Consider the following 2,121-nt stretch of genomic DNA (forward strand, 5'->3'; position numbering starts at 1 on the left):
TCACCCATTGGCGCGATCAGGAGTACCGCTACGACCCGTGGGGCAACCTGATCGAGAAGCAATCGGGGCATAGCAAGCTGCAGCACTTTGCCTATGACTGCGAGAACCGGTTGGTGCGGGCGGAGACGTATGTCGATGGCAGGCAGGAAAGCACCGGGCAGTACCGCTACGACAGCCTGGGACGGCGGGTGGCCAAGCAGGCGGAGATCGATGGCGAAATCGAGCACAAGCGCTTCCTCTGGCAAGGGCTGAGGATGCTGCGGGAGGAAACGCCAGGGCAGAGCATCCTGTACCTGTATGAGCCGGGGAGCTATGCGCCGTTGGCGCGGGTCGATCAAGCGGAAGGGGAAGAGCAGAAGTTTTATTACTTCCATACGGACCAGATTGGGACGCCGCTGGAGCTGACGGATAGCGATGGCAGGATCGTTTGGCAGGCGACGTATCGGTCATGGGGTTCGATTGAGAATCTGGCCGTCAATCAGGTCGAGCAGAATCTGCGTTTTCAGGGGCAGTATTGCGATTTTGAAACAGGACTGCACTATAATACGCTCCGTTTTTATGACCCCCACATTGGAAGGTTTATAACGCAGGATCCAATAGGGCTGCAGGGTGGAAACAATCTATATCAATATGCCTTAAACTCAATAGGTTGGGTTGATCCCTTCGGCCTTAGTCCGGAAAATCTGGTACGATATAAGCCAAGAGGGTCAATTGCTCCTACCCCGGGTGCGCGCAGCACAGCAATTAGTCGGGCATGGGGGCAGGAACGAATACTAGTTGAAAATGGTGGCGGATCGAGGAGTTGGACTGCGGCGGAAAGAGAGACGATAATGAGTGTTCGTAACAATGCGAAATTATCTTCTATAATGTCTGATGCAGGATATACAGGGCACCATATAAACAGTGTTGAGGGTAACGGTAAGCTAGGTGCGGCATGGAAAGGCGATCCGAGGAATATAGTGTTTTTACAAAATGCCAATCACCCAAGCGGCATTGATGAGCACCTCAATGCCGACCAGGGGCATAGAGGAAATTACAAGAATTCTGGCAAGGGACGCCTAATTGATCGACTCAAAAGCGCAGGGAAAAGCTCTTGCAGATAAATATTGGAGAACGAGATGAGCGATATTAGAGACGCGCTGGAAGCATTGCGTTTAGTGCATGATAAATATCAAATCGCTGGTCGATATGTGACATCAAAAGATTCAGTAGCACGCTGGCCTTCGGAATTGCCACGCTCCGCCGAAGTGGACGTTCTATTCAGTGAATATGAGCCTGTTGGGGTGAAGATTGAAACAGGGTTCACGCCTCTTAAGCTATTTGATATTGCATCATTGAAGAAGGGGCAGTTTGGTTATCGCTGGATCAATGTCGCAGAAGGAGCAGTTCTGAACAATGAATGGCCAGATCAAGACCTGGTAATTATGGATGATAATGGCGGAGGAAAGCCAGTTATTGCTGTTACTGATGTCGAAAAAACGCCAGTGTATGCGTGTTACGATGTAGTGCCACCATTTCAGATTGCTGAGTCATTGGCTGATTTCATACTGGCGCTTTCAAAAATGATTGATATAGTTTATGGGGACTTCAATATATTTGATCTTTCGGATGATGATGGGATTGACGATGCTTTTCTTCTGAAACTGCAAAATGCTGTCAGCCCCATTTTGGGTGATGAAAACACAGGTCGGTTCGTGGATTATTTCTACGGTTAAGTATTTTTAGAAAAAGTGACTTGCGCCAGAGGTATTGCTTGTGCATTCCTGAATGCATTGCCGCTCTTTAAAATATCGGGCGAGTGGTGGCTTGCTCCACAAGTCACCACTATTAATAATCTGTAGTTCTAAGCGGAGAAACAGGCGAAACCGTGCGCAGCTTCAGCTACGCCGTCGGCCTGATGATGACCCACGGCAACGAACTTGGCCTGATCTGCGAATACCGCTGGGAGACTCAAGACGGCAAACCGCGCGTCGTCGAGCACTGGACCAGCGACGGCGAGCACTATCACTTCCGTTACGACTTCGCTCAGCGCACCAGTTGGGCCACCGATGTGCTGGGCCGTGAGCTGGAAATCCGCTACAACGAGGACAATCGCGTCATCGGCAGCCGTGACTTCGGCGG

General features: G+C 50.5%; 2 protein-coding genes and 1 pseudogene. All 3 read left to right on the top strand.

Features of this window, described 5'->3' with window-relative positions:
• Window positions 1–1,103: RHS repeat domain-containing protein (locus ACIPW4_RS27235; protein WP_400663755.1), on the top strand; the 1,103-nt coding region annotated here is incomplete at its 5' end.
• A 15-nt stretch (window positions 1,104–1,118) separates the two neighbouring features.
• On the top strand, window positions 1,119–1,715 hold the full coding sequence (locus tag ACIPW4_RS27240) for a hypothetical protein (protein ID WP_400663758.1): 597 nt from the start codon (window positions 1,119–1,121) through the stop codon (window positions 1,713–1,715).
• A 143-nt stretch (window positions 1,716–1,858) separates the two neighbouring features.
• Window positions 1,859–2,121: pseudogene (locus tag ACIPW4_RS27245) on the top strand (hypothetical protein); the annotation flags it as partial.

Origin of the sequence: Pseudomonas sp. NPDC089996 (genome assembly GCF_044748405.1) — a bacterium.
Classification (GTDB): domain Bacteria; phylum Pseudomonadota; class Gammaproteobacteria; order Pseudomonadales; family Pseudomonadaceae; genus Aquipseudomonas.